This window comes from Streptosporangium sp. NBC_01469 (assembly GCF_036227305.1).
In the GTDB taxonomy this organism is placed as follows: domain Bacteria; phylum Actinomycetota; class Actinomycetes; order Streptosporangiales; family Streptosporangiaceae; genus Streptosporangium.
Genome location: NZ_CP109465.1, coordinates 9,490,062 through 9,515,857, shown reverse-complemented (window position 1 = coordinate 9,515,857; position 25,796 = coordinate 9,490,062). Strand labels below are relative to the sequence as shown.

At 70.6% G+C, this 25,796-nt stretch carries 17 protein-coding genes; 9 read left to right on the top strand and 8 right to left on the bottom strand.

Going from position 1 to position 25,796, the window contains the following annotated elements; translation table 11 throughout:
- Nucleotides 1–72 precede the first annotated feature (72 nt).
- Nucleotides 73–540, top strand: a complete 468-nt coding sequence (locus OG587_RS41455; RefSeq protein ID WP_329084319.1) for a GyrI-like domain-containing protein — start codon at nucleotides 73–75, stop codon at nucleotides 538–540.
- On the opposite strand, the gene OG587_RS41450 is transcribed toward OG587_RS41455, so the two are convergent.
- The 5 genes from OG587_RS41450 to OG587_RS41430 all read right to left on the bottom strand — a co-directional run bounded on the left by OG587_RS41450 (nucleotide 510) and on the right by OG587_RS41430 (nucleotide 4,301).
- Complete coding sequence (locus OG587_RS41450) at nucleotides 510–1,133, bottom strand: hypothetical protein (protein WP_329084318.1); 624 nt, start codon at nucleotides 1,131–1,133, stop codon at nucleotides 510–512. The genes OG587_RS41455 and OG587_RS41450 overlap by 31 nt on opposite strands.
- Nucleotides 1,133–1,369, bottom strand: a complete 237-nt coding sequence (locus tag OG587_RS41445; RefSeq protein ID WP_329084317.1) for a helix-turn-helix transcriptional regulator — start codon at nucleotides 1,367–1,369, stop codon at nucleotides 1,133–1,135. Before OG587_RS41445 ends, OG587_RS41450 begins: the two co-directional genes overlap by 1 nt.
- Nucleotides 1,370–1,388: 19 nt before the next feature.
- Nucleotides 1,389–2,225: an ABC transporter permease gene (locus tag OG587_RS41440; RefSeq protein ID WP_329084316.1), complete on the bottom strand. Its 837-nt coding sequence runs from the start codon at nucleotides 2,223–2,225 to the stop codon at nucleotides 1,389–1,391.
- Nucleotides 2,222–3,067, bottom strand: coding sequence for an ABC transporter ATP-binding protein (locus tag OG587_RS41435; RefSeq protein ID WP_329084315.1), 846 nt, complete (start codon nucleotides 3,065–3,067; stop codon nucleotides 2,222–2,224). The genes OG587_RS41440 and OG587_RS41435 overlap by 4 nt, the downstream gene beginning before the upstream one ends.
- 100 nt (nucleotides 3,068–3,167) lie before the next feature.
- Complete coding sequence (locus OG587_RS41430; RefSeq protein ID WP_329084314.1) at nucleotides 3,168–4,301, bottom strand: CaiB/BaiF CoA transferase family protein; 1,134 nt, start codon at nucleotides 4,299–4,301, stop codon at nucleotides 3,168–3,170.
- A 203-nt stretch (nucleotides 4,302–4,504) separates the two neighbouring features.
- Between OG587_RS41430 and OG587_RS41425 the strand changes: the two genes are divergently transcribed.
- The 5 genes from OG587_RS41425 (at nucleotide 4,505) to OG587_RS41405 (ending at nucleotide 13,205) form a co-directional block, all read left to right on the top strand.
- Complete coding sequence (locus tag OG587_RS41425) at nucleotides 4,505–6,202, top strand: serine/threonine-protein kinase (protein ID WP_329084313.1); 1,698 nt, start codon at nucleotides 4,505–4,507, stop codon at nucleotides 6,200–6,202.
- 196 nt (nucleotides 6,203–6,398) lie between these two features.
- Entirely contained in the window at nucleotides 6,399–7,379 is a 981-nt protein-coding gene (locus OG587_RS41420; protein WP_329084312.1) for an NAD(P)-dependent oxidoreductase, read from the top strand.
- 118 nt (nucleotides 7,380–7,497) lie between these two features.
- Nucleotides 7,498–8,847 carry an FAD-dependent oxidoreductase gene (locus OG587_RS41415; RefSeq protein WP_386264593.1) on the top strand — a complete coding sequence of 450 codons (1,350 nt, stop codon included), beginning with the start codon at nucleotides 7,498–7,500 and terminating at the stop codon, nucleotides 8,845–8,847.
- 14 nt (nucleotides 8,848–8,861) lie between these two features.
- Complete coding sequence (locus tag OG587_RS41410; protein WP_329084310.1) at nucleotides 8,862–10,121, top strand: cyclopropane-fatty-acyl-phospholipid synthase family protein; 1,260 nt, start codon at nucleotides 8,862–8,864, stop codon at nucleotides 10,119–10,121.
- A gap of 687 nt (nucleotides 10,122–10,808) precedes the next feature.
- Complete coding sequence (locus OG587_RS41405; protein ID WP_329084309.1) at nucleotides 10,809–13,205, top strand: discoidin domain-containing protein; 2,397 nt, start codon at nucleotides 10,809–10,811, stop codon at nucleotides 13,203–13,205.
- Nucleotides 13,206–13,298: 93 nt separating this feature from the next.
- Here OG587_RS41405 and OG587_RS41400 read toward each other — a convergent pair whose 3' ends face one another.
- The gene (locus OG587_RS41400; protein WP_329084308.1) at nucleotides 13,299–14,831 is read right to left on the bottom strand and encodes a long-chain-fatty-acid--CoA ligase; all 1,533 of its coding nucleotides are present in this window, start codon (nucleotides 14,829–14,831) and stop codon (nucleotides 13,299–13,301) included.
- A 170-nt stretch (nucleotides 14,832–15,001) separates the two neighbouring features.
- On the opposite strand from OG587_RS41400, the gene OG587_RS41395 reads away from it, so the two are divergent.
- Nucleotides 15,002–16,567 (top strand): GMC family oxidoreductase, encoded by a 1,566-nt coding sequence (locus OG587_RS41395; RefSeq protein ID WP_329084307.1) that lies wholly within the window; start codon nucleotides 15,002–15,004, stop codon nucleotides 16,565–16,567.
- A gap of 310 nt (nucleotides 16,568–16,877) precedes the next feature.
- Complete coding sequence (locus OG587_RS41390) at nucleotides 16,878–18,110, top strand: cytochrome P450 (RefSeq protein WP_443075341.1); 1,233 nt, start codon at nucleotides 16,878–16,880, stop codon at nucleotides 18,108–18,110.
- A 49-nt stretch (nucleotides 18,111–18,159) separates the two neighbouring features.
- Here the strand turns inward: OG587_RS41390 and OG587_RS41385 are convergent, their stop codons facing one another.
- Nucleotides 18,160–20,961, bottom strand: a complete 2,802-nt coding sequence (locus tag OG587_RS41385; protein WP_329084306.1) for a hypothetical protein — start codon at nucleotides 20,959–20,961, stop codon at nucleotides 18,160–18,162.
- Nucleotides 20,962–21,515: 554 nt separating this feature from the next.
- Here OG587_RS41385 and leuS point away from each other — a divergent pair.
- Nucleotides 21,516–23,984 carry a leucine--tRNA ligase gene (leuS, locus tag OG587_RS41380; RefSeq protein WP_329094166.1) on the top strand — a complete coding sequence of 823 codons (2,469 nt, stop codon included), beginning with the start codon at nucleotides 21,516–21,518 and terminating at the stop codon, nucleotides 23,982–23,984.
- Between the two features lie 532 nt (nucleotides 23,985–24,516).
- Here leuS and lexA read toward each other — a convergent pair.
- A complete protein-coding gene (gene lexA / locus OG587_RS41375; RefSeq protein ID WP_329084305.1) occupies nucleotides 24,517–25,227 on the bottom strand; it encodes a transcriptional repressor LexA in 711 nt (236 codons plus the stop codon).
- Between the last annotated feature and the right edge of the window lie 569 nt (nucleotides 25,228–25,796).

The window sequence follows — 25,796 nt, the reverse complement described above, 5'->3', positions numbered from 1 at the left end:
GAGGAACGGAGGCTCGGGCCGGAGGCTAAGATCCGGTTTGCGCGAATAAGTGGATGGCCATGAGGAGGCATTGTGATCGTGGTTGATCGGCCCGAGATGCTCGTCGTAGGCCATGCCGTACGGACGTCGAACGCCGACGAGATGGAGCCGGGCCGGGGGAGGCTCGGCGCGCTCTGGGCGCGGGCGGGATCCCCGGGTGCCTTCGCCCACGTGCCGGGACGGGTCGACGAGAACATCTACGCGGTGCTCACCGACTATGAGAGTGACCATCACGGCGCCTACACCCAGGTCGTCGGGGTCGCCGTGCGCAGCGCGGCGGCGCTGCCCGAGGGGATGGTGGCGGTACGGGTGCCCGGGGTGCCGTCGTTGAAGATCGAGGCCCACGGGCCGATGCCGGGTGCCCTGCGGGAGGCGTGGCAGCGGCTGTGGAAGCACACCGAGTCGGGAGGCACCCCGGTTCGGGCCTTCACCACCGATCTGGAGGTGCACCACCCGGGGGGCGCCGACATCTACGCGGCGGTGTTCCCCTCGATGGGCTGACCGTCCGAGGCGAGGCCGGGAGCCTCGCCGCCCCGGTCGTGCCCGCCCCCGTCGCCCGGCTCGTCGTCCTCGTCGTCGTCCGGCGGCGGGTCGGACATCTGCCAGCCCGCCATGAGCGCCGGCAGGATGAGGTGCGTCGTGATCACGGCGCTCATGAGCATGACGATCGCCGCCGCCGGGACCTGGACGACCTTGGCGTCCTCGCGCGAGGCGGCCAGGAGCACTACGCCGAGAGCGAAGAGGACCACCGTGGTCCCCCGGCGGGCGTCCGCCTCGATCTTCTGGCGCTCGCGGGACTGGCGTTCGTCGAGGTAGCGGTCGGCGAGGCCGACCACGCCCCGGGTGGCCGTGACGAGCGCCGACCAGACCACGACGTAGATCACCAGTGCGGCCCCCATCAGGGCGAAGGTGGTCCACATGGCGACGTCGCTCGGCGCCAGGTACCAGCACACGATCGCGCTGATCCAGATCATCCCGGCGGATCCGGCGCCGGCGCCGACGAGGATCCGCCGGCGCCGGCGGGTGGCGTACCAGGAACGCGGCGGCCAGTCGCGGTGGTGGGTCTCCAGCCGCTCGGGAGTCAGCTCACCCATCACTTCACCTCACTGCCCAGTCGTGGGAACGGCTTCAGGGAGAAGACGACCTCCAGCGGTACTTCAAAATACTCGGCGATGCGCAGGGCGAGAAACAGGCTCGGGCTGTACTCGCCGCGTTCCAGATAGCCGATCGTCTGGTAGTGGACCCCCAGCGCGGCCGCCAGGTCCTTGCGTGAGACGCCGCGCTCGGCTCTCAGCACCGGGATCCGGTTGTACACGGCTTCCGCAGACATCCCAGCAGTCTCCCAGCATTCACGACCCCTGCGCGGCGAGCTGCCGTTCGGCGAGCCGGGATCCGGACTCGCGCCGGGTGACCCGGCGGATCAGCTTCGGCGCCAGCAGCATCCCCACGACCGCCCACACCGCGAGCGCGGCGGCCACCCAGGGCAGGCGCCAGCTCCCGGCGATCTCGACGGCCAGCACGGAGTCGGGCATGAACGCCGCGCGCAGGCCGAGTCCATGCCAGTAGAGCGGGAACGCCTGCGAGATCCACTGGACGAACTCGGGCATGTACGTGACGGGGACCATGACCCCCGAGGTGATCATCAGGACCATCATCGGCAGCCCCAGCATCCCGGCCGCGGCCTTCGGGCCGGGAGTCAGGCAGCCGATCGCCGCCCCCAGCGGCACGACGGCGATCGTGCCCAGCACCGTCACCCAGATCAGGGTCGTCCAGTCGCGAGGGAGCGTGACCCCGCCCAGGGCGACGCCCGTGCCCACGATCAGCACGCTCTGCACGACGATCTGGCACATGATGGTCACCCCTCGCCCGGTGAGGTAGGCGAGGATCCCGCCGGGGACGGTGCGCAGCCGCAGGAGCGTTCCCTCCTCGCGGTCGGCGGCGATCGCCATCGGAAGGGTCATCAGGCCGTTGGAGAAGACGGTGAAGGCCAGGAAACCGATCATCATGAACGTGCCCTGGGAGGCGTCCGTCCCCTTCACCGAGCCGTCGCCGATGAAGAGCATCAGCAGGGCGAAGGTCCCCACCGTGCCGATCACCGTGGTGAACAGCTCCTTGCGGTCCTTGATCAGGTGCAGGTGCTCGGCCCAGCCTCGTCGCAGGCCGATCCGGAGTGCTCTGACGTTCATGCCGCCCTCCCAATGAGGCTCAGGTAGTTCTCCTCCAGCGACGGACGCCGGATCTCCAGGCCGGGCACCGGGCCGTCGAACCTCCGGTGCAGCTCCCACGCGGCCCGGGACGGGTCCTCGGTGGTCAGGACCTGTTCCCGGCCGTCCTCCAACCAGCGCACGTGTGACTGCGCCTGTACGGCCCGCGCCAGCTCGGACGGGGTCCCGCACACGGCGATCTCCCCGCCGACCAGGATCGCGGTCCGGTGCGCCAGTTTCTCCGCCTCGGCGAGGTCGTGCGTGGTCAGCAGCACCGTGATGCCCTCGTCGGCGGCGAGTTTCCTGATCAGCAGGTGGAACTCCCTACGTGCCTCCGGATCGAACCCGGTCGTCGGCTCGTCGAGGAACAGCAGCCGGGGGCGACCCACGATGCCCAGGGCGACGTCCAGCCGGCGGCGCTGGCCGCCCGACAGGCGGCTCGCCCGCTGTCCGGCCTGCGCGGCCAAGCCGAGCGCGCTCAGCAGCTCGTCCGGGTCGCGAGGGTCGTCGTAGAACTCGCCGAGGTGGGCCAGGAGGTCCCTGGCGCTCCACCGGGGGTGGTCGCGCCAGCTCTGCAGCACGATCCCCAGCTTGGCCCGCCAGGCGTCGGTGCCGCGTGCGGGGTCCGTCCCCAGCACGCTCACCTCGCCGGACGACCTGTTCCTGAAGCCCTCCAGGATCTCGACGGTGGTGGTCTTGCCCGCTCCGTTGGGGCCGAGCAGCGTGAAGATCTCCCCGTGCTCGATCTCGAGGTCGACCCCTCGCAACACCTCGGCCGCGCCGTATGTCATCCGCAGCCCGCGAACGCTTATCGCAGTACTCATGTGTATGAATGTAGTACATCTACTACATTGCACACAACCTCTACGACAAAGGGCGGTACACCTGTGCCAGGTGTACCGCCCTTGAAATGGGACGATCAGGTCAGGCGAGCACTCCCGCCGCGCGCAGCCTGGCGGCGGCCTCCTCCGGCAGGCCCCAGGAGGACAGGTCCGCCAGCCGGGTGGAGGGGGAGAGGTCCTGCTCGGGCACGCCGAGCAGGCGCGGCGCGGGCGCGGGCTGCCTGACCCCGCCGACCTCGACGAACAGGCCCCTGGCCTTGTTGTGCGGGTGGTCCGCGGCCTCGCCCCCCTCCAGCACGGGGGAGACACAGGCGTCGGAGCCGTCGAACACCGCCTCCCACTCGGCGCGGGTCCTGGACCGGAACGCCTCGGCCAGCCGCTCGCGGAGCGCGGGCCACTGAGACCTGTCGTCGCGGTCGGGCAGGTCCTCCAGGCCCATCAGGGTGGTCATCTCCGCCCAGAACTGCGGCTCCAGCGCGCCGACGGCCACGTACCGGCCGTCGGCGGTCTCGTAGGTGTCGTACATCGGCGCGCCGGTGTCGAGCAGGTTCGTGCCGCGCGGGCCCCAGCCGCCGGTCTGCACGCCGTGGTGGAACATCGCGAACAGCGTCGCCGCGCCGTCCACCATGGCGGCGTCGATCACCCTGCCCTCGCCGGTCCGCTCCCGTTCGATCAGCGCCAGCAGCACGCCGTACGCGAGCATGAGGCCGCCCCCGGCGAAGTCGCCGAGGATGTTGATCGGCGGGGTGGGGCGCTCGCCCGCGCGGCCCAGCATCGACAGCACGCCGGAGACGGCGATGTAGTCGATGTCGTGCCCGGCGGTCGGCGCGAGCGGGCCGTCCTGGCCCCAGCCGGTCATCCGCCCGTAGATCAGGCGTGGGTTGACCGCGTGCAGGTCCGCCGGGCCGATGCCGAGGCGCTCGGCGACCCCCGGCCGGAAGACCTCGACGACCACGTCGGCGTGGCGGGCCAGCTCCTTGAACGCGGCGACCCCCTCGGGGGACTTCAGGTCCAGGCCGACCGTCCGCTTGCCCCGGTCCATCACGTCGGGACGCGGCCTGTCCCCGGCCCCGGCGACGACGCTCGCGCGCTCGACGCGCAGCACCTCGGCCCCGTGGTCGGCCAGCATCATCCCGGCGAACGGCCCGGGGGCCAGCCCCGCCAGTTCGAGCACGCGGACTCCGGCCAGCGGGCCCTTCCTGGTCACGCGCTCCATCGACATTCTCCTCGGGTGTGGTTCGGCTCTCGTCGGGTACGGCGTACGCGAGCACCCGCTCGGCGACGAGCGCCGCCGTCCCTCCCGCCCAAGTAGAACAACATTCGGCTTTCCAGGGCAAGACACATCGCGAGGAGTCGCGTGGCGCCCGCGCGCGTATGGGAAACTTGCGCCCTCTCCGAATGGGACCTAGGGGTTTTGCGATGACATATCCGCACAGTGAACGGGTGGTCGCTGGGCGCTATCGATTGCTGCGAGAGCTCGGCAGGGGCGGGATGGGCGTCGTGTGGGAGGGTTACGACACCCTCCTGAACCGCTCGGTCGCCGTCAAGGAGGTGCTCCTGCCGCCCAACCTCTCCCCGGCCGAGCACCAGGTCCAGCTGACCCGCACCTCCCGCGAGGCGAGGACCGCGGCCAGGCTCAACCATCGGGGCATCGTGGCGATCTACGACGTGGTGGAGCAGGACGGCCGCCCCTTGATCGTGATGGAGCTGGTCAGGGCGCGCGGGCTGGACGAGGTCGGCCCGCTGCCGGTGCGCCAGGTCGCCGACATCGGCCGCCAGGTCCTGTCGGCCCTGCGCGCGGCCCACGAGGCCGGGATCCTGCACCGCGACGTCAAGCCGAGCAACATCCTGCTGGACGCCGAGGGCCGCGCGGTGCTCTCCGACTTCGGCATCGCCACCATCGAGGGCGACACCTCGCTGACCCAGACCGGCATGGTGACGGGCTCGCCCAGCTTCCTGCCGCCCGAGCGCGCCACCGGCACCGACGCCGGCCCCTGGTCCGACCTGTGGGCGCTCGGGGCCACCCTCTACGCGGCCATGGTCGGCCAGGGCCCCTTCGAGCGTCGCGACGCCATCTCCACCCTCGGCGCGCTCCTCACCGAGGAGCCCGACTTCGGCAGGGTGCCCCAGGAGATGCGCGCGGTGCTCACCGGCATGCTCCAGCGGGAGCCCGCCCACCGGCTGACCGCGCAGCAGGCCGACGCCATGCTGGCGGAGGTCATCAACGACCCGTCGGCGGCGGCCCGCCGCACCGGGGAGACCGCCGTCCGCCGGACGGGAGAGGCCCAGGGCCGCCGTACGGGCGGGACCCCGACCCGGACCGACGAGAGCTTCAGCCGCATCGGCAAGGCACCCCACCACGGCGGGGAGCGGGACGGGCGCGGCACCGGCACCTCGGCCGCGTCCGGCCGCCGCCGCCGCCGGGGAGGGCGGCTCCCGCTGATCGTGGGGGCCGTCGTGGTCCTGGCCGCGGGGGGCGCCGCGGCGGCCGTGGCGATGTCGCAGCCCGACCAGCGGCCGGTGGCGCGCTCCGTGCCCACGGTCGCCGAGACCGTGCCGGAGCCGGTGGAGGAGACCGAGTCGGAGACCCCCACCCCGACCCCCACCCCGACTCCCAGCAGGACCAGGACGGCGGCGCCCGCCGGAGGGCTGAAGGCGTGGCGGGCCCGTCCCCCGGAGAACTGGTCCATCGGCTACCCGGCCGGGTGGAACGGCGACTGGGCGGCCGAGACGGGCTACACCCAGTGGCTGCGCCGCGACGGGGCCGCCCACCTGTCGGTGGAGCCGCTGGAGGGAACCGCCGACGGCCTGGAGCCGCTCCAGGAGGCCGTCAAGGAGAACGTCGCCCAGTGGAGCGAGATCCACTCCGAGGACACGGCCAACATCCCCCTCGCCTACGGCGCCGGGCTCCAGTGGGAGTTCACCTGGAGCATGAAGGACGGCGGGGGAGCGCCCTGGGCCAAGGCCGGGGTGACCTACCACGAGGTGCGGAGGTTCGTCGAGGTGGGCGACTCGGTCATGGTGCTCAGCTGGACCACCCACGACGCCGACTGGGGCGCCCAGCAGGCCCTCATGACCCGCGTGTTCGACAGCTTCCACCCCCGTGGAGGCGAGTGACATGACCGGAGGGCGGCCGGGACGCGTGTCCGGAGGCCCGCCTTCCCCGAAGCTCCCCGGACCGGCGGCCCGCTTTTTCCCGAAGCCCCCTGGACCGGCGGCCCGCTTCCCCCGAAGCCCCTGGAGGCGAGTGACATGACAGCAGGACGCTCGGGCCGCGCGCCAGGCGGCCACCATCCCCGCGGAGGCGAGTGACATGCCCTGGAGGGTGCTCGCGCTGCCGCCGCTCCCCGAGGAGGCGGTGCGCAACCTGCTCGGCTCGCTCGGCGACCGGGTCAGCGTGTCGGTTCCCGCGGCCCGTGACCGAAAGTCGCTGCTCGCCGCCCTCGGCGACGCCGAGATCGTGGTCGGCGACTGGAGCGGCGGGCTCGTCATGGACGCCGAGGCCGTCCGGGCCGCGCCGGACCTGGCGTTCGTGCAGCAGCCCTCGGTGGGAGTGGACGGCCACGACCTCGCCGCGCTCGCCGCGGCGGGCGTGCCGCTGGCCAACACCGCGGGGGTGAGCGCGGTCGCGGTGGCCGAGTGGTGTCTCGCCGCCGCGCTCGCGCTGTCGCGGCGGCTGCTCGACGCCGACGCCGCGGTCCGCGCGGGACACTGGCCGCAGCTGGATCTCGGGCCCGCCGAGCTGTACGGCTCGCGCGTCGGCATCGTCGGGTTCGGCCCGATCGGCGAGGCCGCCGCCCGGATGTTCGCCGCCCACGGATGCGAGGTCTCCTACTGGACCCGCACGCCGCGCGAGGTGCCCTACGCCTACCGGGAGCTCGGCGAGCTGGTCTCGAGCTCCCACGTGCTCGTCCTGGTCATCCCGCTGACGCAGGAGACCAGAGGGCTGATCGACCCCTCCCTGATGCCCGCGGGCTCGCTGCTCGTCAACGCGGCGAGGGGGCAGGTGGTCGACTCGGCGGCGCTGCTGGCCGCCCTGGAGTCGGGGCACCTGGGCGGCGCCGCGCTCGACGTGTTCGACACCGAGCCGCCGCCGCCGGACGACCCGCTGCGCGCCAGTCCCCGGGTCCTGCTCTCGCCGCACGTGGCCGGGGTGACCCCGCAGTCGACCGGCCGCCTGATCCGGTGCGTGCTGGACAACCTGGAGGCCGCGATCGAGGGCCGCCCGGTGGCGAACGTGATCAACGGGGTCGATACGGTGGTCGGTCGAAGATCGCGAGAAGGGCGGTCGTAGAGTTTTCCCGTGTTTAACGCGCCCCACCTGGCTCCGGAGACATCCGAGATATAACGTGCCTAGGGGCGATCTTTCCAACGAGGTCATGGGGGTGATTACCGTGCGACAGATGACAGAGATGTCGGCGCACCGGCAAGCGGTGGAACAGATCAGGGATTCCTACGCCGCCATCCCGGGAGACGCGGTGCCCCGGCTCTCCAAGGCCACCACCAACCTGTTCCGGTTCAGGGAGGGCACCCGGTCGGCGAAGCTGTCGGCCAGGGACCTGGACCAGGTCATCGAGGTCGACCCGGTGACGATGACCGCCGAGGTCCAGGGGATGACGACCTACGAGAACCTGGTGGACGCCACGCTCGCCCACGGGTTCATGCCGTACGTCGTGCCGCAGCTGAAGACGATCACGCTGGGCGGGGCGGTGACGGGGCTCGGCATCGAGTCCACCAGCTTCAGGGACGGGTTGCCGCACGAGTCGGTGGAGGAGTTGGAGATCCTCACCGGCGACGGCCGGATCGTCGTGGCCCGTGACGACAACGAGCACCGCGACCTGTTCCGCGCGTTTCCCAACTCCTACGGCACGCTCGGCTACGCCCTCCGGATCCGGATCAAGCTCAAGCCCGTCCAGCCGTACGTCAAGCTGACCCACATCCCGTTCGGCGACGCCGACAAGTGCATGCTCGCGATGCGCGAGATCTGCGAGCGCGGCGAGTACGAGGGCGAGCGCGTCGACTTCGTGGACGGCACGTTCTTCGGTCCCGGCGAGCTCTACATCACGGTGGGCCGCTTCGCCGAGCGTGCCCCGTACCTCTCCGACTACACCGGGATGCGCATCTACTACCGGTCGATCCAGACCAGGACCCGCGACTGGCTCACCGTCCGCGACTACCTGTGGCGCTGGGACACCGACTGGTTCTGGTGCTCGCGCGCCTTCGGCGTGCAGACCGCGCTGGTGCGGTCCCTGATGCCGCGCAAGTGGATGCGCTCGGACGTCTACCGCAGGCTCGTCGGTCTCGACCGCAAGTACGGGGTGATCGCCAGGGTCGACCGCTGGCGCGACCTGCCCGTGCAGGAGTCGGTCATCCAGGACATCGAGGTGCCCGTCGAGCGCGGTGCCGAGTTCCTGGAGTTCTTCCACGACAAGGTCGGGATGGCGCCGGTCTGGATGTGCCCGCTCAGGTCCACCGGCGAGTGGCCGCTCTACCCGCTGGAGCCGGGGCGGCTCTACGTCAACTTCGGCTTCTGGGGGACGGTGCCGCTCCCCAGAGGGCAGTTCGACGGTTACCACAACCGTCTGATCGAGAACCGGGTCCACGAGCTGGAGGGACATAAATCGCTGTACTCCACCTCGTTCTACCCGGAGGATGAATTCTGGCGGTTTTATAACGGAACCGCCTACTGGCCGGTCAAGCGGGCATACGACGGGGGTGGCCGGTTGCTCGACCTCTACGACAAGTGTGTTCGGGGGCGTTAAGAGAGGCTGATTCTGTGTTGCTCGCAGAGATCTTCGAGAAGGTCATGGGGCCCGAGGCGGACGTACGCTTCGTCGCCTACGACGGAAGCAAGGCCGGGCCGGCCGGCGCCGACATCAGCGTCGAGGTGAAAACCCCGGCGGCCGTCGCGTACCTGGCACAGGCCCCCGGAGAGCTGGGTTTGGCCAGGGCCTACGTGTCCGGTCACCTCGACGTCGACGGTGACATGTACACCCTGCTGTCCCGCATGTGGTCGCTCACGGTCAACGACATCCCGGTCGGGCAGAAGCTCTCGGCCATCAGAGCCCTCGGGGTCCGTCCGCTGCTGACCCGGATGCCGCCGCCTCCGCAGGAGGTGCGGCGCAGCATGCTCGCCCGGATGGGCAGCAGGCACGCCAAACAGCGCGACGCCGAGGCCATCCACCACCACTACGACGTCTCCAACAAGTTCTACTCGTGGGTGCTCGGCCCCTCCATGGCCTACACCTGCGCGGTCTTCCCCGAGCAGGACTCCACGCTGGAGGAGGCGCAGCTCACCAAGTTCGAGCTCGTCGCCCGCAAGCTGGACCTCAAGCCCGGTATGAGGCTGCTGGACGTCGGCTGTGGCTGGGGCGGCATGGTGATCCACGCCGCCCGCGAGTACGGCGTGAAGGCGCTGGGGGTCACGCTCTCGCGCCAGCAGGCGGAGTGGGCGCAGAAGGCCATCGCGGAGGCCGGTCTCGGCGAGCTCGCCGAGGTCCGCCACATGGACTACCGCGACGTGCCGGAGACCGGGTTCGACGCCGTCAGCTCGATCGGCCTGACCGAGCACATCGGCAAGGACCAGCTGCCCTTCTACTTCCGCTTCCTGTACGACAAGCTCGTCCCCGGCGGACGGCTGCTCAACCACTGCATCACCCGTCCGACGGGCACGGAGAAGACCCTCAACGCCGGCGGCTTCATCAACCGCTACGTCTTCCCCGACGGGGAGCTGGAGTCGGTCGGCTACCTGGCCCGCCAGATCGAGGACATCGGTTTCGAGATCCGCCACGAGGAGAACCTGCGAGAGCACTACGCGCAGACCCTCCGCTTCTGGTGCGCCAACCTCGACGACCACTGGGACGAGGCGGTCCAGGAGGTCGGCGAGGGCACGGCACGGGTGTGGCGCCTCTACATGGCGGCCTGCGTGGTCGGCTTCGAACGCAACAAGATCCAGCTCCATCAGGTCCTCGGGGTGAAGCTCAACGACGACGGCACGGCCGGCGTCCCGCTCCGCCCCTCGCTCGACTGGCCCTGACCCCCGGGACACACGCTCACGCGGGACCCCGCGCGGGAGACGCTCATATGGGATGTTCCTATACGAGAATCCGCGCGGGCCCTCACGCGGGCGTGTTCACATCGGACCGTACGGCCCCCGTCGCGGACACCCCGCGGCGGGGGCCGTACGGCTTCGTGGCGCCGGACCAGCTCGCCACGGAGACCTCGGGGAGTCGGCCGTCGCCGGATCGAGAGCCGCCGACCACCGGTTCGTCGGCCGTCCCCGTCGCGGAACGTCCAGGAACCTCCTGGAACGGTCCGGCACGGATGGCGAACGCAAATTTTTGCGCGGAAATGCCGGTAGATTTCGCGAACGTTTCTGACTATTGCGTTTATGTATCTGGTCCTGTCAGGATGACGCAAGCAGCCCGCTGTCGCACCGGGGACGACGCGTGCCGCCCCGTGCCCCTGGTGTGCGGTTCTCCCCTGCCCGGGACGTGTTCCCGGCGGGAGGGAGCGGGCCGTGGTGCTCCTCGCCCCGGCCGACCCGGCGACCGATCTCCGTATCGTGAGCCGGGGTCCGCCGCCGTCGCCCGGTCAGGTCCCGCTCCCTCCGTGACACGCGGGGGAGCGCGGGCCGAACGCGCAGGCCCACCGGCACGGCACCCCCCGCCCCCCGGATGGAGCGGTGAAGCACGGATGGCCGCTCCGGACGAAAGGAGTTCACGTGGCCGTCTCGCGTCGGAGGTTCATCACCTCCGTGGCATCCGGGTCCGCTCTCGCCGCGGTGTCGTCGTCGCAGCTACTGTCCGCGCTGGGCAGCGCGGCCCACGCCGACAGCCCGATCGGGGACGTGGTCGGGAAGATCACCGTCGGCTACCAGGGCTGGTTCGCCTGCAAGGGCGACACCGCCCCCATCAACGGCTGGTGGCACTGGAGCGCCAACATGGGCCAAAGCCCCTCACCCACCAACAACACCATCGTCGGCTGGCCCGACACCCGCGAGTACACCAACACCTACCCCACCGCCTACGCCAACCTCAACAACGGCCGGCCCGCCACCCTGTTCTCCTCCTACGACCAGCAGACCGTCGACACCCACTTCCGCTGGATGCGCGAGAACAACATCGACACCGCCGCCCTGCAACGCTTCAACCCGATGGGCGGCGAAGGCCCCACCCGCGACGCCATGGCCACCAAGGTCCGCACCGCCGCCGAGGCCAACGGCCGCAAGTACTACATCATGTACGACGTCACCGACTGGACGAACATGCAGCCGGAGATCAAAACCGACTGGCTCAACAAGATGAAGGCCCACACCACGTCGTCGGCCTACGCCATGCAGAACGGCAAACCCGTCGTCGGCATCTGGGGTTTCGGCTTCAACGACCCCAAACGCCCCTGGGCACCCGCCCCCTGCCTGGAGGTCGTCAACTGGTTCAAAGCCCAGGGCTGCTACGTGATGGGCGGGGTACCCACCCACTGGCGCCGCGGCGTCGAGGACTCCCGGCCCGGCTTTCTGGACGTCTACCACGCCTTCCACATGATCTCCCCCTGGATGGTCGGCCGCATCGGCACCATCGCCGACGTCGACCACTTCCACACCAACGTCAACCTGCCCGACCAGGCCGACTGCGACGCCCACGGCATCGACTACCAACCCTGCGTGCTACCCGGCGACGTCACCACCCGCCAGCGCCGCCACGGCGACTTCATGTGGCGTCAGTTCTACAACATGGTCCGCATCGGCGCACAAGGCATCTACATCTCCATGTTCGACGAGTACAACGAGGGCAACCAGATCGCCAAGACCGCCGAAACCCTCGCCGACGTCCCGGCCAACTCCGGCATGCTCGCCCTGGACGAGGACGGCACCGCCTGCTCGGCCGACTACTACCTACGCCTGACCGGCGACGGCGGCAGAATGCTCAAGGGCCAGATCCCCCTCACCCCCACCCGCCCCACCCCACCCAAGATCGGAGGCGGAGGCGGCGACACCACCAACCTGGCGCGGGGCAAGGCGGTGACGGCGAGCAGCCACAACATGACCTTCGTCCCGCAGAACGCGGTCGACGGCGACCCGAACACCTACTGGGAGAGCGCGAACAACGCGTTTCCGCAGTGGCTCCGGGTCGATCTCGGGGCGGCGGCGACGATCGGCAGGGTGGTGCTGAAGCTGCCGCCGCAGGCGGCGTGGCAGGCCCGCACCCAGACGCTGTCGGTGCAGGGCAGCGTCAACGGGACGTCGTTCACGACGCTCGCCGGGCCGGCCGGGTACTCCTTCAGCCCGGCCTCGGGCAACACGGTGACGATCGTGTTCCCCGCCGCCTCCACCCGGTACGTCCAGCTCACCTTCACCGGAAACACCGGCTGGACGGCCGCGCAGCTGGGTGAGCTGGAGGTGTACGGGCCCGCCACCGGCGGCGACACGCAGCCGCCGAGCACACCGGGCAACCTCACCGTGACCGCGAAGACGGCCACCAGCGTGTCGCTGTCGTGGTCGGCCTCCACCGACAACGTGGGAGTGGCCGGCTACCAGGTGCGCAGCGGCGGCACCGTCGTGGCCACCGTGCAGGGCACCACGCACACGGTGACCGGGCTGAGCCCCGCGACGGCGTACGGCTTCACCGTCACCGCCCATGACGCGGTGCCCAACGTCTCGCCCCCGTCGAACACCGTGACCGTGACCACGGACACCGCCCCTAACACCAACCTGGCGCGGGGCAAGGCGGTGACGGCGAGCAGCCACAACCAGAACTTCGTCCCGCAGAACGCGGTCGACGGCGACCCGAACACCTACTGGGAGAGCGCGAACAACGCGTTCCCGCAGTGGATCCAGGTCGACCTGGGCGCGGCGGCGACGATCGGCAGGGTGGTGTTGAAGCTGCCGCCGCAGGCGGCGTGGCAGGCCCGCACCCAGACGCTGTCGGTGCAGGGCAGCGCGAACGGGACGTCGTTCACGACGCTCGCCGGATCGGCGGGCCACTCCTTCAGCCCGGCCTCCGGCAACGCGGTGACGATCACGTTCTCCGCGACGTCCACCCGGTACGTCCGGCTGACCTTCACCGGAAACACCGGCTGGCCTGCCGCGCAGCTGTCCGAGTTCGAGGTCTACCAGGCCTGACACCTCGGGGCCGGGTTCCGGATGGCACGTCGCGTGCCGTTCGGAACCCGGCCCCGCCGCCGCGGCCTCGTCGGCCGGGCGGATGCGGGCCCCTCAGCGGAGCTCGCGCTTGAGGATCTTTCCGGTCGCGGTCATCGGCAGGGAGTCGCGGAACTCGACGATCCGCGGATACTTGTACGCCGCCATGTTCTCCCTGCCCCAGGCGATGAGCTCGTCCTCGGTGACCGTCGCGCCGGGGGTGCGGATGACGTACGCCTTGACCTCCTCGCCGTGCGAGTCGTGGGCGACGCCGACCACCGCCGCGAGGGAGACCTCGGGATGGGTGATCAGGACCTCTTCGAGCTCGCGCGGGTAGACGTTGAAGCCGCCCCGGATGATCATGTCCTTGACCCGGTCGATGATGGAGTAGTAGCCGTCGGCGTCGCGGGTGGCGATGTCACCGGTGCGGAACCAGCCGTCCCTCATCACCTCGGCGGTCGCCTCGGGCCGGTTGTGGTAGCCCTTCATCACGTTGTGGCCGCGGATCGCGATCTCGCCGGGCCCCTCGCCCTCGATCGTCTTCCAGTCGCCGTCGATCAGCTTCATCTCCACCCCCCAGATCGGCGTGCCGATCGTGCCGGGCTTGGTGGGCCTGCCCAGCTGGTTGAAGCTGGCCACCGGGGAGGTCTCCGACAGGCCGTAGCCCTCCAGGATGCCGATCCCGAAGGTCCTCTCGAAGTCCTTGAGCACCTCGACGGGGGAGGAGGCGCCGCCGGCGACCGCGACCCTGAGCGAGGTGGGCACCTCGTCGCCGTCGGCGTGGATCTTCGTCAGCATGGCCCAGTACATGGTCGGCACGCCCGCGAACAGCGTGACGTTCTCGGCGCGCATCAGCTCCAGGGCCGGGCCGGGCTCGAAGCGCGGCACGAGCACGATGGTGCCCCGGCGCCGGAACCCGGCGTTCATGACGACGGTCTGCCCGAAGGAGTGGAACAGCGGCAGCACCGCAAGATAGGCGTCGCCGCCCTCGGTGCGGGGGAACATCTCGTCGGAGACCATGGCGTTGAGCAGCATGTTCTGGTGACTGAGCTCGGCACCCTTGGGCTGGCCCGTGGTGCCGCTGGTGTACAGGATCACCGCGGTGTCGTCGGGCGCGGTCTGCACGGTCTCGAACTCGCCGGACACGCCGTCCAGCGCCGCCCACAGTGTCTCGCCGTACTCGGACTCGGTGGCGAACGCGGTGGCGGGCAGGACGAGGAAGTGCTCCGCCGAGGCCCCCTCGAAGCCCGCCCTCCCCCGCTCGCCCAGCGGCAGCTCGGGAGTGCCCTCGAAGCAGAACAGCGCCTTGGCCTGGGAGTCCTCCAGGTGATAGGCGATCTCTCTGGACTGCAGCAGCACGTTGAGCGGCACGACCGTGGCGCCGGTCTTGAGGATCCCGTAGTAGACGAAGGGGAAGTAGGGCAGGTTGGGGCAGGCCAGCGCCACCTTGTCGCCCTTACCGATCCCTCGGGAGACCAGTAGGTTGGCAACCTGGTTCGCGACGGTGTTGACCAGGGAGTACGGCAGCCGCAGGTCACCGAAGACCAGTGCGGTGCGGTCGGGGGCCTCCCGGGCGCTGTCCTCCAGTGCGATCGACAGGTTGAGCATCGTGCGTCCTCCTCCGAGCAAGCTCTGACCCGCTCATACTGGCAGCCCGGGATACCGGCCGGTAGGTAACGCGGTGACAAATTGACGGGCAAACCGCGGGGGAGTAAGCAGATAAGAGCGCGCTTACGGGGAGGCGAGCTGGCCGTCTGTGCGATGAAAGGTCAGTGAGCGTGGAGTACGACTACGTCATCGTGGGCGCGGGGTCGGCGGGGTGCGTGCTGGCCAACCGTCTTTCCGCCGATCCCGGTACGAGGGTCGCCCTCATCGAGGCGGGCGGTTCCGACCGGAAACTTGAGGTCCGGATGCCCGCCGGCTTCGCCAGGCTGTTCAAGACCGAGCGCGACTGGGACTTCACCACCGTCGGGCAGCCCGAGCTGTCCGGCAGGGAACTCTACTGGCCGCGTGGCCGGATGCTCGGCGGATCCTCCTCGATGAACGCCCAGATGTGGGTGCGCGGGCACCGCGCCGACTACGACGGATGGAACGTGCCGGGCTGGTCCTACGAGGAGGTCCTTCCGTACTTCCGCAGGACCGAGCGCCGCGCGGGCTCCAACCGCGGCGACGTGTACGGCACGGAGGGCCCGATTCACATCTCGGAGCTGCGCTCCCCGAACCCCGCCACCGCGCTGTTCCTGCGGGCCTGCGAGGAGCTGGGCATCGCCCGCCTGGACGAGCTCAACGGCCCCTCCAACGAGGGCTGCTCGCCGACCCCCGTCACCCAGCGCAGGGGCCGTCGCTGGAGCTCCGCGGACGCCTACCTCGCACCCGCGGCCAAGCGACCCAACCTCACCGTGCTGACCTCCTCGCGCGTGCGCCGGGTGCTCGTCGAGGACAGGCGCGCGACCGGGGTGGAGTACGGCGGCGGCGACGGCGGCACCGCGGTGGCGCGGGCGCGCGGGGAGGTGATCCTGTCGGCCGGGGCGATCGGCTCGCCGCACCTGCTCATGCTGTCGGGCATCGGCCCGGCGGACGAGCTGCTGGCCGCAGGTGTCGAGCCGGTCCACGAGCTGCCCGGGGTCGGCGCCAACCTCCAGGACCACCTCGCCTCGGGCGTCTTCCTGCACTGTCTCAAGCCGATCACCCTCGCCGGCGCCGAGTCGGCCGGCAACCTGCTGCGCTTCCTGGCCGGAGGCAGGGGGATGCTCACCTCCAACGTCGGTGAGGCCGTGGCGTTCATCCGCACCTCGGAGGAGGAGCCTGCCCCCGACATCGAGCTGATCTTCGCTCCCGGGTCCTTCGTCAGTCACGGCCTCACCCCGCCGCCCGGCCACGGCCTGACCATCGCCTCGATCCTGCTCCGGCCGGAGAGCCGCGGACGCCTCTCGCTGGACGGCCGGGACGTCGTGATCGACCCCGGCTACCTGACGGCGCAGGCCGACGTCCGGCGGCAGGTCGCCGGACTGCGGAAGGCCGGGGAGCTGTTCGCCACCGAGGCGCTCCGGCCGCTCGCGGGCCCCCCGATGGACCCGTACTGGGGCCCGAGGACCGACGAGGAGCTCGTCCGCTGGATCCGCGAGCGCAGCGAGACCCTCTACCACCCGGTCGGCACCTGCCGGATGGGCGACGATCCCGGGTCGGTGGTGGACCCCGCCCTGAGGGTCCGGGGGATCGCCGGACTGCGGGTGGCCGACGCCTCGGTCATGCCGGTCATCACCCGGGGACACACCCACGCGCCCACCGTCATGATCGCCGAAAGGGCCGCCGACCTCATCGCCGCCGAGTGGCTGAACCGCTGAGTCGTTGAACCGCTGAGTCGTTGAACCGTTGAACCGCTGAGTCGTCGGTCGCGGGGACGCTCGTTGAGTCGCCGACCGTTGTGGCGTCGGCCGCCGGGGTGCCTTCGGGGTACCGGCCACCCGGAGGGACCAGCTAGGCCAGGCTCCGGCCTTCCTTTCGCCGGGTTCCAGGGTGGAGCATGTTCTCCAGGCCGGGCGCTTCCCGCATCTGGAGTGCTCCGGGAAAGTCGACGACCTCGTTCCGGGCTGGTTGGGCTGAGGGTCCTGTGGCAGGATCCATAAACAGAACGCGGTTCTAGTGGAGGCTGGCGTGACGGTTTCACTCGCGGACATCGACCTGTCGGACATCTCCTTCTGGGAGCGGCCGATGGCCGAGCGGGAGGCCGCCTTCGCGGTGCTCCGCGCGCAGCCGGGGCCCATCCTGTTCGCCGAGCCTGAGATCCCCTTCGCCCCGCCGGGGGCCGGCTACTACGCCTTGGTACGGCACGCGGACATCATCGAGGCCAGCCGCCACCCCGACGTCTTCTCCTCGGGCCGGGGGGCGACGTCCATCCAGGACCTCGGCCCCGACTTCGGCGAGTACTTCGGCTCGATGATCAACATGGACGATCCCCGGCACGCGAGGCTGCGCAGGATCGTCTCCCGGGCGTTCACGCCAAAGATGATCAAGCAGTTCGAGGTCGACGTCGAGGCCGCCGCCGTGCGGATCGTGGACGATCTGATCGCGAAGGGGCCCGGTTGCGACTTCGTGACCGAGGTGGCCGCCAAGCTGCCCCTGAAGATCATCTGCGACATGATGGGCATCGGTCCCGAGCACTACCAGGCGGTCTTCGACGCCACGAGCATCATCCTGTCGGGCGGCGACCCCGAGTTCATCGCCGACGTCAGCCGCGCGGCCGAGCTGCTCCTCGGCGCGGGACAGGGGCTCCAGGACCTCGTCGTCTCCCTGGCCGCCGAGGGCGGAGACAACCTCACCACCGCCCTGACCAGCGCCAACATCGACGGTGAGAAGCTGACGATGCAGGAGCTCGGCTCGTTCTTCATCCTGCTGGTGGTGGCGGGCAACGAGACCACCCGCAACGCCATCTCGCACGGCCTGCACCTGTTCAGCGAGAACCCCGACCAGCGGGCACTGCTGCTCGAAGACCTCGACGGGCGCCTGCCCGGTGCCGTCGAGGAGGTCGTCCGCCTCGCCTCGCCCGTCGCCTGGATGCGCCGCAGCCTCACCCGCGACTACGAGATGAACGGCCACCGCTACCGCGAGGGCGAGAAGGTCCTGCTGTACTACTGGGCCGCCAACCGCGACGAGAGCGTCTTCACCGACCCGCACCGCTTCGACATCCGGCGCACCGAGGGTCCGCACATCGGCTTCGGCGGCCCTGGTCCGCACTTCTGCCTCGGCGCCCACCTGGCCCGCCGCGAGATCACCGTGATGTTCCGCGAGCTGTTCACCCGCCTGCCGGAAATCCGTTCCGAAGGGGAGCCCGACCGCCTGCGCTCCAGCTTCATCAACGGCATCAAGCGCATGAGGTGCACCTTCTAGCCGTCCGCGGCTTTCGGTGGCTCCCCGGCCTTCCGGACCGGCGGGGTGCTCACCGCTCCAGCGCGCGGATCGACTTGAAGACGGTGTTGATGTCGGGGAGCAGCTCCTTCTTGCTGTCCGGCACCGACATGTAGACGATCGCGGGCAGGTCGGCGCCGGTGCTCACGGCCGCCACGACCATGGTCGTCTTCGAGTCGCCCGAGGTGATCTCGTACGCGGCGAGCTGGCCCGGCAGGCCGTTCACCGACAGGGTCTGCTGGGCGGTCTTGCGGGCGGTGTTGTCCTCGGGGAAGAACTTGTTGCGCCCGCTGGAGGCCACCGCGTTGATCACCGGGGCGAGGTTCTCCGGCGAGGTGTACTTGGCCTTCAAACGCTGCGAGAGCGGGCCCGACATCAGCTGCGCGAACTGGGTCTTGCCCGTGGAGTCCGTGCCCGCCGGGAGATACTGGCGGGTCGTGAAGCCGTAGGTGGCGGGCATGGTGGGACGCTGGTCCTGCCGCCAGGGGGCGCCGAGCTGGGACAGGGTGATCCCCGCCTGCTGGTCGGTGAGCGTGCCGGCCACCGGCGACGCCTCGCCGACGAAGCGCGGCAGGCGGCCGATGGCGGCGGGTTTGGCGGGCTTCTTGGTCGTCGCCGCCGAGGGCTTGGGGTCGGGGGCGATCTCCTCGTCGGGGGAGGCCAGCGGCCCGGCCAGGAACGCCCAGAGCACCGCGCCGAGCAGCGCGATGACCACGGACCCGGCCAGCGCGAAGATCCAGACCGGTCGGCCCCGCTCCCCGAGATCGTCCTCGTCCTCGATGGCCTGGTAGTTGTCGCCGAAGACCGTGTTCCACAGCTCCTGCTGGCGCTCCGGCGGAGGCGTCTTCGGGCCGCTGATCTGGCCCGCGGTGACGAACGGCTTGTTCGGGTCGGACGGGTCACGGCTCAGGTGATGTCCGGGCTGACCCGGGTGTCCCGGCTGACCTGGGTGTCCGGAGTGTCCCGGCTGGCCGGGGTGTGCCGGCTGCCCCGGGTGTCCGGGCTGCCCCGGGTGTCCGGGCTGACCCAGGTGTCCTGGCTGTCCGGGGTGACCCGGCTGTCCGGGCTGGGGCTGACCCGGCTGGGGGCCGACTCCGGGGTGAGCAGGGGCTCCCTGAGGTGAGGGCGCGTTGGGAGCCGCCGCGTTCGCCGCGGCCAGGGCCCACATGGCGGGGTTGTCCGGCACGCCGTAGCTGCGCCGCGCGTTTCCGTTGCCCGCGCCGCCGTCCGGGGCGCCGTTCGCGCCGCCGTCAGGTGAGGCGCCGAAGGGGGAACCGCCGGGCGGGGGACCCTGAGCGGTGCCGGGGGAGGCGCCGCCGAAGGGAGCGGCCGGGGCGTCGTTGCCTGCCCAGGAGGGGGTGAACGTCGAGGTCTGCGCCTCGGCGGCCCCCGCCCCCGAGGAGGAGGCCGGAGGCCACGCGCCACCGCCCGCCGTAGGCGGCCATGGGGCGTTCTCCGCCTGTGCCGGCGACCATCCGTTGTGCTCCCCAGGGGGCCGGCCGGAGGCGTCGTGCCCCGTCGCACCGGAACCCTGCCACGTCTCACCCGCCGCACCGGAACCCTGCCGGTGCGCGTTCCCCTGCGGGCTGGACGCCTGCGCCCAGCCGTTGTTCTGCGGGCTGGTGGCCTGTGCCCAGCCGTCGGCCTGCGGGCTCTGTGTACGGCCGTCGTTCTGGGGCGGGGTGCCGGGCCAGGCGTCGTTGGGCGGGGTGGTGGCCTGTGCCCAGCCGCTGCCGCCGGGGGGGTCCGCCGGGGGAACCGGGGTGTGCTGACCGTTGCCGTCCTGCGACGAGATGGACTGCGACCACCCGTTGCCGGGGGAGGACGGGGGGCGGCCGTCGCCGTCGGCCTGCGGGCCCGACGCCTGCGCCCAGCCGTCCTGGGAGGAGGCGGGCTGCGGCCATCCGTTGCCGGGGGAGGTCTGGTGCCGGTTGTCGGCGCCCTGCGAGCCCGATGCCTGTGCCCAGCCGTCGCCCTGTGTGCCGGGTGTCTGAGCCCAGCCGTCACCCTGGGAGTTCGACGCCTGGGACCAGCCGTTGTTCTGCGCGCCGGACGCCTGTGCCCAGCCGTCGCCCTGCGTGCCGGACGTCTGGGACCAGCCGTCGCCCTGCGAGCCTGACGCCTGTGCCCAGCCGTCGGCCTGCGGGCTCTGCGTACGGCCGTCGTTCTGGGGCGGGGTGCTCTGGGGCCAGCCGCCGCCGGGGGAGTCCGCCGGGGGAGCGTGCTGCTGGTCGCCGTCCTGGGAGGGCTGCGGCCATCCGTTGCCGGGGGAGGTCTGGTGCCGGTTGTCGGCGCCCTGCGAGCCCGATGCCTGGGACCAGCCGTCGCCCTGCGCGCCGGACGCCTGAGCCCAGCCGTCACCCTGTGTGCCGGATGTCTGGGACCAGCCGTCACCCTGGGAGTTCGACGCCTGGGACCAGCCCTCGTTCTGGGGGGAGTTCGACGCCTGCGCCCGGCCGTCGTTGCGCGGGCTGAAAGCCTCCGACCAGCTGGTGTTGCTTTGAGGGGCCGGTGTCTGGGACCGGCCGTCGCCCTGCGAGCCTGATGCCTGTGCCCAGCCGTCGGCCTGCGGGCTCTGCGTACGGCCGTCGTTCTGGGGCGGGGTGCTCTGGGGCCAGCCGCCGCCGGGGGAGTCCGCCTGGGGGGCGGAGGCGCGCTGCCCTCCGCCGGGCGAGGTCTGCCAGGAGGAGCCGTTGCCGCCCTGCTGCTGGTCCTGCGGGCGGGGAAGCCGGGGGCCGGTGCCGAGGGGGTCGTTCGTCCACGGAGCCGACGGCTCGGCAGCCTCCGGCCATGCCGGAGGCAGGTGGGACTGGCTGGACTGCTCCGAGGCCATGCTTTCCTTACCTCCCGCGCGGGTGCCCGAATTAGGCGTATTGGGCATGGTCTCACGTGAGACGGGGGGGCTCGCAGGGAAACTGGAGAACGCCCCCCTGAACTGGAGTCCGGTGGGGTCGGTCGGTGGATCCTGCATGGGCAGGCCGACCTCCATCGGATCCGGGCCCTGCCCCGGCTCTACTGAATGTGCCACGGTTAGAAGAGTAAACGCGAGAGACATACGAGGTCACAACAGGCGTATAGCCATCGGGTCTCGTTGTCCCGGCGAGTGCGGGAACCTCCATTCTGCTGACCTGGCCGGACCCTGTCCCCCGTTTACCGTGATCGGCCCTGTTTCCCCTGGCCATGAATACGCCTTGCGGGCTGCGATAGTCTTGCCCTATGCGTGCCGCGACCCTGCTTATCGGGCCGCATCGGCTTCCCCGTCCCTGAGCGCCCTGCCGATGCGGCTGCCCTCCGCGTGAGCGGGGGGTTTTTGCATTGGGCCGGACGGGTTCAGACCATCCACGCAGGCATACCCCGAGGAAGATCGACGTGAGCGAGCGAGCCGACATGCAGAGCGACGAGCAGCACTATGACCCGCAGGCCCTGCAGGTCAAGTGGCAGCGCAGGTGGGAGGAACTGGACCCCTTCCGGGCCTCCGACGACCCCGCCGACCCGCGCGAGCGGCGCTACATGCTCGACATGTTCTCCTACCCCTCGGGCGACCTGCACATGGGACACGCCGAGGTCTTCGCCCTGGGCGACGTCATCTCCCGCTACTGGGTCCAGCGCGGTTACAACGTGCTGCACCCCGTCGGCTGGGACTCCTTCGGCCTGCCCGCCGAGAACGCCGCGATCAAGCACAACGCGCACCCGGCGGAGTGGACCTACGCCAACATCGAGACCCAGGCCAACTCCTACCGGCGCTACGGGATCTCCTTCGACTGGTCCCGCCGCCTGCACACCAGCGACACCTCGTACTACAAGTGGACCCAGTGGCTGTTCAACCGCTTCTTCGAGCGCGGCCTGGCCTATCGCAAGGGCGGCCTGGTCAACTGGTGCCCGAACGACCAGACCGTGCTGGCCAACGAGCAGGTCAAGGACGGCAGGTGCGAGCGCTGCGGCGCCGAGGTCGTCCGCCGCGAGCTGACCCAGTGGTATTTCAAGATCACTGATTACGCCGACCGGCTGCTGGACGACATGTCCCTGCTGGAGGGCGGCTGGTCCGAGCGCGTGCTGACGATGCAGCGCAACTGGATCGGCCGGTCCGAGGGCGCCGACGTCAACTTCGTGATCGAGGGCCGTGACGAGCCGGTCACCGTCTACACCACCCGGCCCGACACCCTGTACGGCGCCACCTTCTTCGTGGTCGCCCCGGACGCGCCGCTGGCCGAGGAGATCGTCACCGACGACCGGCGTGAGGCGTTCGAGGCCTACCGGGTTGAGGTGTCCAAGCTGTCCGACATCGACCGGCTGTCCACCGAGAAGGAGAAGAGCGGCGTCTTCCTGGGCCGGTACGCGATCAACCCGGTCAACGGCGAGCGCATGCCGGTCTGGGCGGCCGACTACGTGCTGTCCGACTACGGCCACGGCGCCATCATGGCCGTGCCCGCGCACGACCAGCGCGACCTGGACTTCGCCCGCGCCTTCGACCTGCCGGTACGGGTGGTCGTGCACACCGGCCTGGCCGATCCCGGCGAGACCGGCGTCGCCACCGCCGGTGACGGCGCGATGGTCAACTCCGGCCCGCTGGACGGCCTGACCAAGGCCGACGCGATCCGGAAGATCATCGAGGTGCTGAGCGAGCGGGGCACCGGCCACTTCACGGTCAACTTCCGGCTGCGCGACTGGCTGCTGTCCCGCCAGCGCTTCTGGGGCTGTCCGATCCCGATCATCCACTGCGCCGATTGCGGCGAGGTCCCCGTCCCCGACGACCAGCTGCCCGTCACCCTGCCCGACATGCGCGGCGAGGCCCTGGCGCCCAAGGGCGTCTCCCCGCTGGCCTCTGCCGAGGACTGGGTCAACGTCTCCTGTCCCAAGTGCGGCGGCCCGGCCAGGCGCGACACCGACACGATGGACACCTTCGTCGACTCCTCGTGGTACTTCCTGCGTTACGTCGACCCGGCCTACGACGAGGGCCCGTTCGACGTCGAGCGCGTGCGCAGGTGGGGGCCGATCGACCAGTACATCGGCGGCGTCGAGCACGCCGTGCTGCACCTGCTGTACTCCAGGTTCTTCACCAAGGTCCTGCACGACATGGGGATGGTCGACTTCGTCGAGCCCTTCACCCGCCTGCTGAACCAGGGGCAGGTCATCAACCAGGGCAAGGCGATGTCCAAGTCGCTGGGCAACGGCGTCGACCTGGGGCAGCAGATCGACGCCCACGGTGTCGACGCGGTCAGGCTGACCGTCGTCTTCGCCGGGCCGCCCGAGGACGACATCGACTGGGCCGACGTCTCCCCGGCGGCCTCGCAGAAGTTCCTGGCCCGCGCGTTCCGCGTCATGGCCGAGGCCGGCGCGGCCTCCGCGCCCGGCGTCGACGTCACCGCGGGAGACCTGAACCTGCGCAAGGTCGTCCACCACACCATCGACGAGGTCACCAAGCTGGTCGACTCCCACCGCTTCAACGTCGCGGTGGCCCGGATGATGGAGCTGACGAGCGCGGCCCGCAAGGCCATCGACTCCGGGCCCGGCGCCGCCGACCCGGCGGTCAGGGAGGCCGCCGAGACCCTGGCGGTCATGCTGTCCCTGGTCGCGCCGTACACGGCGGAGGAGGGCTGGGAGCGGCTGGGACACGCCGCCTCGGTCGCCACCGCGGGCTGGCCGGTGGCCGACCCGGCGCTGCTGGTCCAGGACTCGGTCACCTGTGTCGTCCAGGTCGCGGGCAAGGTGCGCGACCGGCTGGAGGTCTCCCCGGAGATCTCCGAGACGGACCTGGAGTCGCTGGCCCTGGCGTCGGAGAAGGTCCGGTCCTTCCTGTCGGGCACGCCGCGCAAGGTGATCGTCCGCGCGCCCAAGCTGGTCAACATCGTCCCGTAGGCGGCCGGGGAGCCATTCCGCGTGGTCTCGGGGTCGCTGCGGGCACTCGGGGCGCCCGTCCAAGGGGTGCCCCGAGCGCGACGGATCGACCGGTGTGTCCCCGCGCCCACCTCAACAGGCGGTCTCCCGTGCCCACGTCGACGGGAGGCTCCCGCGTGGACGTCAGCAGGCGGGCTGCCCATGTCAACGAGTGGGCTCCCGTACGGGTGTCAGGGCGGGCTTTCGTAGGCACGTCAACGGACGGGCTCCCGCGGCCACGTGAACCGGGACCATGCCGACGGGAGGTCGGCGAGGGCTCCGTGCCCGCCGGCGCGGAGGCTTCCCCGGACCCCGTCACCTGAAAAACGCCGGATGGGTGGTGTCCCGGCCTCGGGACACCACCCATCCGGCGTGTCGCGCGTCCTCCGGCGTGTCGCGCGGAGGTTGGAGCGCGTGGTTCGAAGCTCGCGTCGGAACGGTGCGGTTCGGTGGTTGGGAGTCCGCGTCCCAGAGCCTGTGGAAGGCGGTCGCGAGCCTGTGCGGGACGCTCGCGTCAGAGCTTGCGGAGGACCGCGACGACCTTGCCGAGCACGGTGGCCTCGTCACCGGGGATCGGGTCGTAGTTGGGGTTGTGCGGGACCAGCCAGACATGGCCGTCTCTACGCTTGAAGGTCTTGACCGTGGCCTCGCCGTCGATCATCGCCGCGACCACGTCGCCGTTGTCGGCGACCGGCTGCTGGCGTACGACCACCCAGTCGCCGTTGGCGATGGCGGCCTCGATCATCGAGTCACCGGTCACCTGGAGGAGGAAGAGTGTGCCCTCGCCGACAAGCTGCTTGGGCAGGGCGAAGACGTCCTCGATGCTCTCCTCGGCGAGGATGGGGCCACCGGCGGCGATCCGGCCGACGAGGGGCACGTAGGCGGCGGTCGGACGGCTGACCGGAGCCTCGTCGTCGCCGGAGTCGGGATCCACCCACAGCACGGGCTCGCCGGGAAGGCGCACCTCCAGGGCACGGGGGCGGTGCGGATCACGCCGCAGGTAGCCCTTGCGCTGCAAAGCCGTCAGCTGGTGCGACACGCTGGAGGTGCTGGTGAGCTGCACCGCCTCGCCGATCTCCCGCATGGACGGCGGGTAGCCGCGCTGCTGCACGGAGTCGCGGATCACCTCAAGGATCTTCCGCTGCCTGGGGGTGAGGCCAAGGGAGTCACGCCTTCGCACCGCCAGGTCGCTGGCGGCCGAACCGTTCTCGTTGTGCTGGCTCATACGAACTCCTCGCCTCCCGGTCTGTATCTAACACGTCGCACACAGCGACCATACCTTGGCCGAAGATCAGACTCAAACAATTGTTCGAATGTCCTCGAAATCGGCGACGCCGTGGTGTACAACATCGTACGGGAGTTCGATCGACATCGTGTTCGATTCACCGATCTTTCTTCGACATGTGTTCGGCCAGGTCGAGGGGATGGGGGGCACCGTGAAACCGACCGCGACGACACCACGATCCAGGATCGCGCCGAGGTCCCGGGCGGCGCGGCGATCACCGGGGGCGCCGCCCCTGCGGCTCGTGCCGCCCCCGAGACCGGAGCCGGAGCCAGGTTGCGCGCCGGAGTCCGCGCGAAGGTCCGAGGCCGGGCCAGGGCGGGAATCCGGGCGGGAGTCCGGGTGGGATCCTGTGCCGAGGCCGCGCCTCGGGCGTGAGCCGGGACGAGGGGCCGGGCAGGAGCCGCCCGAGCGGACGTTCGAGCGTGAGCCGAGGCGGGGGTCAGGTCGCGAACCGGGACGAGGGTCAGGTCGCGAGCCGCGACGGGAGTCCGGGCGTGAGTCCGTGAGAA

Bases quoted from the DNA above. Each gene is read 5' to 3' on its own strand.
- OG587_RS41450 (WP_329084318.1), bottom strand. From the start codon at position 1,133: ATGGGTGAGCTGACTCCCGAGCGGCTGGAGACCCACCACCGCGACTGG.
- OG587_RS41445 (WP_329084317.1), bottom strand. From the start codon at position 1,369: ATGTCTGCGGAAGCCGTGTACAACCGGATCCCGGTGCTGAGAGCCGAG.
- OG587_RS41440 (WP_329084316.1), bottom strand. From the start codon at position 2,225: ATGAACGTCAGAGCACTCCGGATCGGCCTGCGACGAGGCTGGGCCGAG.
- OG587_RS41435 (WP_329084315.1), bottom strand. From the start codon at position 3,067: ATGAGTACTGCGATAAGCGTTCGCGGGCTGCGGATGACATACGGCGCG.
- OG587_RS41430 (WP_329084314.1), bottom strand. From the start codon at position 4,301: ATGGAGCGCGTGACCAGGAAGGGCCCGCTGGCCGGAGTCCGCGTGCTC.
- OG587_RS41425 (WP_329084313.1), top strand. From the start codon at position 4,505: ATGACATATCCGCACAGTGAACGGGTGGTCGCTGGGCGCTATCGATTG.
- OG587_RS41420 (WP_329084312.1), top strand. From the start codon at position 6,399: ATGCCCTGGAGGGTGCTCGCGCTGCCGCCGCTCCCCGAGGAGGCGGTG.
- OG587_RS41415 (WP_386264593.1), top strand. From the start codon at position 7,498: ATGTCGGCGCACCGGCAAGCGGTGGAACAGATCAGGGATTCCTACGCC.
- OG587_RS41400 (WP_329084308.1), bottom strand. From the start codon at position 14,831: ATGCTCAACCTGTCGATCGCACTGGAGGACAGCGCCCGGGAGGCCCCC.
- OG587_RS41385 (WP_329084306.1), bottom strand. From the start codon at position 20,961: ATGGCCTCGGAGCAGTCCAGCCAGTCCCACCTGCCTCCGGCATGGCCG.
- leuS (WP_329094166.1), top strand. From the start codon at position 21,516: ATGCAGAGCGACGAGCAGCACTATGACCCGCAGGCCCTGCAGGTCAAG.
- lexA (WP_329084305.1), bottom strand. From the start codon at position 25,227: ATGAGCCAGCACAACGAGAACGGTTCGGCCGCCAGCGACCTGGCGGTG.